The sequence below is a fragment of the Streptomyces anatolicus genome (genome assembly GCF_019400875.1).
Lineage (GTDB): Bacteria > Actinomycetota > Actinomycetes > Streptomycetales > Streptomycetaceae > Streptomyces > Streptomyces anatolicus.
In genome coordinates, this window is the sequence record NZ_WMBF01000300.1 from 1 (window position 1) to 7,781 (window position 7,781).

9 protein-coding genes are annotated in these 7,781 nt (G+C 71.3%); 3 read left to right on the forward strand and 6 right to left on the reverse strand.

The features are described 5' to 3' along the window. On the forward strand, positions 1-210 hold a 210-nt coding region (locus GKQ77_RS22800; protein ID WP_219690798.1), incomplete at its 5' end, for a fibronectin type III-like domain-contianing protein. An 18-nt stretch (positions 211-228) separates the two neighbouring features. Here GKQ77_RS22800 and GKQ77_RS22805 read toward each other — a convergent pair. Further along, a complete protein-coding gene (locus GKQ77_RS22805) occupies positions 229-1,125 on the reverse strand; it encodes an SGNH/GDSL hydrolase family protein (RefSeq protein ID WP_219690799.1) in 897 nt (298 codons plus the stop codon). A gap of 346 nt (positions 1,126-1,471) precedes the next feature. On the opposite strand from GKQ77_RS22805, the gene GKQ77_RS22810 reads away from it, so the two are divergent. Then, positions 1,472-1,966, forward strand: coding sequence for a DUF3145 domain-containing protein (locus GKQ77_RS22810; RefSeq protein WP_125512586.1), 495 nt, complete (start codon positions 1,472-1,474; stop codon positions 1,964-1,966). Between the two features lie 109 nt (positions 1,967-2,075). Here GKQ77_RS22810 and fabF read toward each other — a convergent pair whose 3' ends face one another. The 5 genes from fabF to GKQ77_RS22835 form a co-directional block, all read right to left on the reverse strand. Continuing rightward, positions 2,076-3,338 carry a beta-ketoacyl-ACP synthase II gene (fabF, locus tag GKQ77_RS22815; protein WP_219690800.1) on the reverse strand — a complete coding sequence of 421 codons (1,263 nt, stop codon included), beginning with the start codon at positions 3,336-3,338 and terminating at the stop codon, positions 2,076-2,078. Between the two features lie 69 nt (positions 3,339-3,407). After that, the gene (locus tag GKQ77_RS22820; RefSeq protein ID WP_219690801.1) at positions 3,408-3,659 is read right to left on the reverse strand and encodes an acyl carrier protein; all 252 of its coding nucleotides are present in this window, start codon (positions 3,657-3,659) and stop codon (positions 3,408-3,410) included. Between the two features lie 98 nt (positions 3,660-3,757). Then, the gene (locus tag GKQ77_RS22825) at positions 3,758-4,759 is read right to left on the reverse strand and encodes a ketoacyl-ACP synthase III (protein ID WP_219690802.1); all 1,002 of its coding nucleotides are present in this window, start codon (positions 4,757-4,759) and stop codon (positions 3,758-3,760) included. 28 nt (positions 4,760-4,787) lie between these two features. Then, positions 4,788-5,699, reverse strand: a complete 912-nt coding sequence (locus tag GKQ77_RS22830) for an ACP S-malonyltransferase (RefSeq protein WP_219690803.1) — start codon at positions 5,697-5,699, stop codon at positions 4,788-4,790. A 90-nt stretch (positions 5,700-5,789) separates the two neighbouring features. Next, a complete protein-coding gene (locus GKQ77_RS22835; protein WP_308117754.1) occupies positions 5,790-7,055 on the reverse strand; it encodes a PucR family transcriptional regulator in 1,266 nt (421 codons plus the stop codon). Between the two features lie 125 nt (positions 7,056-7,180). Here GKQ77_RS22835 and GKQ77_RS22840 point away from each other — a divergent pair. Beyond that, positions 7,181-7,781 (forward strand): pirin family protein (locus GKQ77_RS22840; protein WP_219690804.1); only part of this gene is annotated, 601 nt, incomplete at its 3' end.

The window sequence follows — 7,781 nt, forward strand, 5'->3', positions numbered from 1 at the left end:
CGCCCGCCCCGCTGGCTCGCCGGTTTCGCGTCCGTCGAGGCGGCGCCGGGCGAGAGCGTGGAGGCGAGGGTCGAACTCCCGCGCCGGGCCTTCGAGATCTGGGACGAGGACGCCAACGCCTGGTCGTACCAGGAGGGTTCGTACGAGGTCATCGCGGGCCGCTCGATCGCGGACCCGCGCCTGACGCGGACGCTCAGGGCCGCCCCGTAGGGCAGACCCCAGGAGTGCTCAGGAGGCCGGCTTGCGGGAGGTCACCTGACGGTAGGCCAGCTCGGCGATGCGGGCCTGGCCGTTCTTGCTCGGATGGAACCAGTCCCAGTGGCTCAGCTGGTCGCCGTCGAAGCGGTAGTCGAACACCGCCCCGCCGTCGTACCGGCACCGACGATCCTTCTCGCACACCTCTTCGAGTACGTCGTTGTACGCCACGACGCGGTCCTGCACCGACTCCCGCCGCTCGGTCGCCGCGGTGCTCAGGTCGTCCGGGTCGGCCAGCATCGCCGCGCAGATGCCGAGCTTCCACACCTGCTTGCCCAGCGCGTTGGTGCGCCCCTGCGACCAGAGCCGCTTGAGGTCCGGCACCGACGACACGTACACCTGCGCCTTCGGCAGCGAGCGGCGCAGCGTGCGCATCGCCTCCTGGAAGTCCGCGCGGAAGCGGGCGACCGGCGTCATCGCGGAGGGCGTCGAGCGGCAGGCGTCATTGGCGCCGACCATCACCGTCACCAGCTCGGGCCGCTCGGTGGCGGCCTGCTCGACCTGCCCGGTCAGATCCGCCATCCGGGCGCCGGTCTTGGCGTGGTTCCAGCTGTGCGAGGCGGCCCGCTTCTTCCCCAGCAGCCGGGTCGCGAGGCTTCTGACCTCGGCGTCCGTGCCGGTCGCCCAGGACGCCTCGGGGCAGTCGGAGAGCACCGAGCAGGCGTCGAAGCCGCGCGTGATGGAGTCGCCGACCGCCGCCAGCGAGCGGGGCGTGGTGTCCCAGGCGGGGGAGGGCTTCTTGTGCGCGGAGGCGCCGGGGGCCGGGGAGTTGCCGCCTTGCGCGTCACACGCCGTGAGCGAGGCGGTGCCGAGGAGGGCGGCTGTCGCGAGCGCGACGGCGGCACGCGTGCGGTGCCTGCGGTTCCGCATCCCCTGGTCCCCTCTGTCTGTCGTTCAATGAAGACGTCGTGCGCGTGGCCGGGGTTGCGCCCCGCCGGGTGAAAGGTCGGAGTTTCCTGGCCCTGGGACCGACGGTACGTCACACTCCTTGCGCCGACGCACGGTAGCCTCGCCCCGTAGCCGCCCGGCCCCGCTGTCATGGGCGGCGACAGGCGGGTGATCCACCCGGTGACGCCCCGCTGCCGTGGTTCCGCTAAATTACATCACGTCACATCTGTCCCCTTTTCCCAGGTTTCTCTACCATTTGGGGAAAATTGCTCGGCACGGGCGCGAGGCCGCTGGGGAAGGCGAACCTCGACCCACACTGGAGGTCCCGGTGACGACACGTGGAGTTCTGTACGTGCACTCCGCTCCGCGCGCGCTGTGCCCACACGTCGAGTGGGCCGTCGCGGGCGTGCTCGGCGCGCGCGTGAGCCTCGACTGGATCAGGCAGCCCGCCGCGCCGGGCACCTGGAGATCCGAATTCTCCTGGAAGGGCTCGGCGGGCACCGCGTCCAAGCTCGCCTCCGCCCTGCGCGGATGGTCCCTGCTGCGCTTCGAGGTCACGGCCGAGCCGTGCCCGAACGCCGAGGGCGAGCGGTACAGCGCCACGCCCGACCTCGGCATCTTCCACGCCGTCACCGGCCTGCACGGCGACATCCTCATCCCCGAGGACCGCCTGCGCGCCGCCCTGGCCCGCTCGCAGCGCGGCGAGAGCGACCTGGAGGCCGAGCTGGCCAAGCTCCTCGGCAAGCCCTGGGACGACGAACTGGAACCCTTCCGGTACGCGGGCGAGGGCGCGCCGGTGCGGTGGCTGCACCAGGTCGTGTGACATCTGCTCCGGGTAACCGGAAGGGCGCCCGCATAACCGGAAAGGCCTCACGCAACCGGAAGGGCCCCCACCATGCGGTGGGGGCCCTTCCGGTTCACGTACGACCGCGTCAGACGGTCCGGAACGCCAGGACCACGTTGTGGCCGCCGAAGCCGAACGAGTCGTTCAGCGCCGCGATGCGGCCCTCGGGCAGCGGGCGGGCCTCGTCGCGGATGACGTCCGCGTCGACCTCGGGGTCGAGGTTGGCGATGTTGATCGTCGGCGGGGCCATGCGGTGCTTCAGCGCGAGGACCGTGGCCACGGTCTCCACGCCGCCGGCGCCACCGAGCAGGTGACCCGTCATCGACTTGGTGCTCGCGATCGCCATGTGGTCGACGTCGTCGCCGAACGCCTTGCGCAGCGCCTTGATCTCGGCGACGTCACCCTGCGGGGTCGAGGTGGCGTGCGCGTTCACGTGCACGATCTCGGACGGCTTGAGGTCCGTCGTGTCGATCAGGTTCTGCAGGGCGGCGGCGATGCCGTTGCCGGACGGCTCGGGCTGCGTGATGTGGTGCGCGTCGGCCGAGATGCCCTGGCCGACGGCCTCCGCGTAGATCTTCGCGCCGCGCGCCTTGGCGTGCTCCTCGGACTCGAGGACGATCACACCGGCGCCCTCGCCGAGCACGAAGCCGTTGCGGTCCGCGTCGTAGGGACGCGAGGCGCCCTGCGGGTCGTCGTTGTTCTTCGACATCGCCATCATGTTGCCGAACGCGACGATCGGCAGCGGGTGGATCGCCGCCTCCGTGCCACCGGCGACGACGACGTCGGCGCGGCCGGTGCGGATCATCTCGATCGCGTAGCCGATGGCCTCCGCGCCCGAGGCGCAGGCCGACACCGGGGTGTGGACGCCCGACTGGGCGCCCAGCTCGATGCCGACGTTGGCCGCCGGGGAGTTGGGCATCAGCATCGGCACGGTGTGCGGGGAGACACGGCGTACGCCCTTCTCCTTCAGCACGTCGTACTGGTCGAGGAGGGTGGTCACGCCGCCGATGCCGGAGGCGATGACCGCGCCGAGGCGGTGCGGGTCCACCGAAGTGTCCTCGCCCGCCTTCGCGGTGAAGCCCGCGTCGGCCCAGGCCTCCTTGGCCGCGATCAGCGCGAACTGCGCCGACCGGTCCAGCTTGCGGGCCTGCGGGCGGGGGATGACCTCGCCCGGCTCCACGGCGATCTGGCCGGCGATGCGGACGGGCAGCTCGGCTGCCCACTCCTGCTCCAGCGTGCTGACGCCGGAGCGGCCCGCGAGCAGGCCCTCCCACGTCGAAGCTGCGTCGCCACCCAGCGGTGTGGTTGCGCCGATACCGGTGACGACCACGGTGCGATTGGTCGAGTTCACAGGAAATTTCTCCACGGTGTTGAGGGGATCAGCGGCGCCACCGCCGGGTGGCGACTGAGCAGGCCTTGGTCAGGCCTGCTGGTGCTCGAGGATGTACTTGGTCGCGTCGCCGACCGTCTTGAGGTTCTTGACGTCGTCGTCCGGGATCTTCACGTCGAAGCGCTCTTCGGCGGCGACGACGACCTCGACCATGGACAGCGAGTCGACGTCCAGGTCGTCGGTGAAGGACTTGTCCAGCTGGACGTCCTCGACCGGGATGCCGGCGATCTCGTTCACGATCTCCGCGAGACCGGCGACGATCTCTTCCTGAGTGGCGGCCATGTTGGCGCTCCTTCTTATGTATCCAGAGGGTGTGGCGCCCGCCGCGGCAGCGGCAGGTTGGTCACAGCAGTACGGACCGGGTGATCCGTACGTAATGCCTAGGGGAGGGTAACGACCGTGGCGGCGTACACGAGACCCGCCCCGAAGCCGATGACGAGCGCGGTGTCGCCGCTCTTCGCCTCGCCGGTCGCCAGAAGCCGCTCCATCGCGAGCGGGATCGAGGCGGCCGAGGTGTTGCCGGTGGTGCGCACATCACGGGCGACCGTGACGTGCTCGGGCAGTTTCAGAGTCTTCACCATCGAGTCGATGATCCGCTCGTTGGCCTGATGCGGAATGAAGACATCCAGGTCGTCCGCGGTGATCCCGGCCGCGTCCAGCGCCTGCTGGGCGACCTTCGCCATCTCGAAGACGGCCCAGCGGAAAACCGCCTGGCCCTCCTGCGTGATGGCGGGGAACTTGCCCGGGGAGCCGTTGCGGTACGCCTCCCAGGACTCGGTCTGCTTGATCGTCTCGGACTTGTCGCCCTCCGAGCCCCAGACCGTCGGGCCGATCATCGGCTCCTTGGAGGGGCCGACGACCACGGCACCGGCGCCGTCCCCGAAGAGGAACGCCGTCGCGCGGTCGGTCAGATCGGTGAGGTCGCTCAGCCGCTCCACGCCGATGACCAGGACATACTCGGCGGAACCGTCGACGACCATGCCCCGGGCCAGCGTCAGACCGTAACCGAAACCGGCGCAGCCCGCGGAGATGTCGAACGCGGCGGGCCTGCCCGCGCCGATCTTGTCCGCGATCTCGGTCGCGATGGCCGGGGTCTGCTTGAAGTGCGAGACCGTCGAGACGATGACGCCGCCGATCTGCTCGGGCGTGATGCCCGCGTCGGCGATCGCCTTGCCCGCCGCCTCGATCGACATCGCGGCCACGGTCTCCTCGTCGGAGGCCCAGTGGCGGGTGGCGATGCCCGAGCGGGAACGGATCCACTCGTCGGACGAGTCGATCGTCTCCAGGATCACCTCGTTCGGCACGACACGGACGGGCCGGTAGCCGCCGACGCCCATGATCCGCGCGTACGGGGCGCCCTGACTGGGCTTGATCTTCGACATGCGCTACGGCTCCTTGTCTGTCGTCGGCTCAGGAATGCTCGGCGACGAGCGCGCGGGCCGCGTCGAGGTCATCGGGGGTCTTGACCGCGAGCGTCTGCACGCCCTTGAGAGCACGCTTGGCCAGACCGGTCAGCGGGCCACCGGGGCAGACCTCGATCAGCGCGGTGACGCCCAGCTCCTGGAACGTCTCCATGCACAGGTCCCAGCGGACCGGGTTGGCCACCTGGCCGACCAGGCGCTCGATCACCTCGGCGCCGGTCGCGACCGTCTTGCCGTCGCGGTTCGAGACGTAGGTGAACCTGGGGTCGGAGAGGGTGAGGCCCTTGGCGGCCTCCTCCAGCTGCGCCACCGCGGGAGCCATGTGGGGCGTGTGGAAGGCGCCCGCGACCTTCAGGACGATGACCTTGCGCACGCCCTCGGGCTTGTCGGCCTCCAGGGCGGCAAGCTGCTCCTTGGTGCCGGCGGCCACGATCTGGCCCGCGCCGTTCACATTGGCCGGGGTCAGGCCGAGCTTCTCCAGGTGCGGGACGGTGACCTCGGGGTCACCGCCGAGCAGCGCCGCCATGCCGGTCTCCGTGACGGCGGCGGCCTCGGCCATGGCGAGCCCGCGCTTGCGCACGAGGCGCAGGGCGTCCTCGTCGCCGAGCACACCCGTATACGCGGCGGCCGTGATCTCGCCGACGCTGTGTCCGGCGACCGCGCCCGGCGCGATGTCACCGAGTGCCGCGGCGGAGAGCAGTCCGGCGGCCACGAGCAGCGGCTGCGCCACGGCGGTGTCGCGGATCTCGTCCGCGTCTCCTTGCGTGCCGTAGTGGGCGAGGTCGAGCCCGATGGCGTCCGACCAGGCGGCGAGGCGGTCGGCCGCGCCGGGGAGGTCGAGCCAGGGAGTCAGGAAGCCGGGCGTCTGAGCGCCTTGGCCGGGAGCGACGAGTACGAGCACTCTCACACTCTCTCTTGTCGACGGCGTAAGCCGCCCGTGGGGACAGGGACGAAGAACGGCTGGGGGAATTGTAGGGGCCCGACAAAAGCCCTACGACTGAGGATCCGCGTCGGCCAGTCGCCCCAGGATGAGCGCGATCCGCAGCGTGAAGGCGGAGCGCACATCGGAGGGCGACCAGCCGGTGACGTCAGTCACACGTCGAAGCCGGTAGCGCACGGTGTTGGGGTGCACAAAGAGCATCCGGGCGGCGCCTTCGAGGCTGCTCGCCTGCTCCAGATAGACGCTGAGCGTCTCCAGGAGCGCGGAGCCCGCCTCTTCAAGCGGTCTGTAGATCTCCTCCACCAGCTGTACGCGGGCCGCCGGATCCCCCGCCATGGCGCGCTCGGGCAGCAGATCGTCCGCGAGGACGGGCCGCGGGGCGTCCTGCCAGGCGGCGCTCGCCTTGAGCCCGGCGGCCGCCGCCTGCGCGGACCGGGTGGCCGCGAGCAGATCGGGCACGATCGGCCCCGCCACCACGGGACCGGCGGCATACGGCCCGATCAGCGCCTTGGCGACCGCCAGCGGATTGTCGCTGCCGCCCGCGATGACGACCAGGCGGGAGCCGAGCACACCGGTGAGGACCTGGAGCTTCGCGTGCCGGGCGGCCCGCCTGATGGCCTCCACCGTCAGCTCGCTGTCACCGTCCGGGGCGGTGCCGAGGACCACGCAGACGTGGTCAGGGGAGTTCCAGCCGAGCGCGGCGGCGCGGGAGACGGCCCCCTCGTCGGCCTCTCCGGAGAGCACCGCGTTCACCACGAGGGATTCGAGGCGGGCGTCCCAGGCACCGCGTGCCTCGGCGGCCTGCGCGTACACCTGCGCGGTGGCGAAGGCGATCTCACGGGCGTAGACGAGCAGTGCCTCGCGCAGGACGGACTCGTCGCCCGGGGCCGCGACCTCGTCGATCGCGGACTCCATCACCTCGATCGTCGTACGCACCATCTCCACGGTCTGCCGCAGGGTGATCGCCCTGGTCAGCTCGCGGGGGGCGGTCCCGAAGACGTCGGTGGAGATGGCCTGGGGGGCGTCCGGGTGCCGGAACCACTCGGTGAACGCGGCGATACCGGCCTGCGCGACCAGGCCGATCCAGGAGCGGTTCTCCGGCGGCATCGCCCGGTACCAGGACAGCGTCTCGTCCATGCGCGCGATGGCCTGCGCCGCGAGGCTCCCCGACGACTTCTCCAGGCGCTTGAGGGTCGCGGTGTGCGCGTGCGGGGTGCGGCGGTCCTGCCGTGGCCCGGCTCCTTGCTCCGGGTGTGACCCGGGCGGGGAACCCGGCTCGGACTCCTGGTGGGTTTCGTTCGCTGAGGGTTCGGGCACGGGGACAAGACTGCCTTATCGGGGCGGGGAGATGCGGTGCCGGGGCCAAGAGCCTGTCTTTGGACCCCCGCCCGCGCCCCGACGCCCGGCACGCGGGTTCAAAGACAGGCTCTAACGTGGAGCGCGTGACAGACGTACGGCGTTCCGGCGACCGGTACCGCGGCGGGGACGCGGCGGCCGGCATCGAGTCCTTCCACGCCTTCTCCTTCGGGCCCCACTACGACCCCGACAACCTCCGCTTCGGCGCGATCCTGGCCTGCAACGAAGAGCGCCTCGCGCCCGGCGCGGGCTTCGACGAACACCCGCACAGCCACACCGAGATCGTCACCTGGGTCGTCGAGGGCGAACTCACCCACCGCGACTCGACGGGCCGCGAGTCCCTGGTCCGCCCGGGCGACCTCCAGCACCTGTCGGCGGCGGGCGGCGTCCGCCACGTGGAGCGCAACGACGGCGACGCCCCCCTCGTCTTCGTCCAGATGTGGCTCGCCCCGCTCTCCCCGGGCGGCGAACCCTCGTACGCGGTCATCCACGGCATCGCCGACGCCACCCCGTACGAGATCCCGGGGGCGGGGGCCCTCCTCCACATCCGGCGCCTGGCCCCCGGCGAACGCACCGCACTGCCGGACGCCCCGTTCACCTACCTCCACGTGGTGCGCGGCGAAGTGCGGCTGGGGGAGGAGCGGCTGAGCGCGGGCGACGCGGCGCGGGTCACGGACGGGGTGGGGC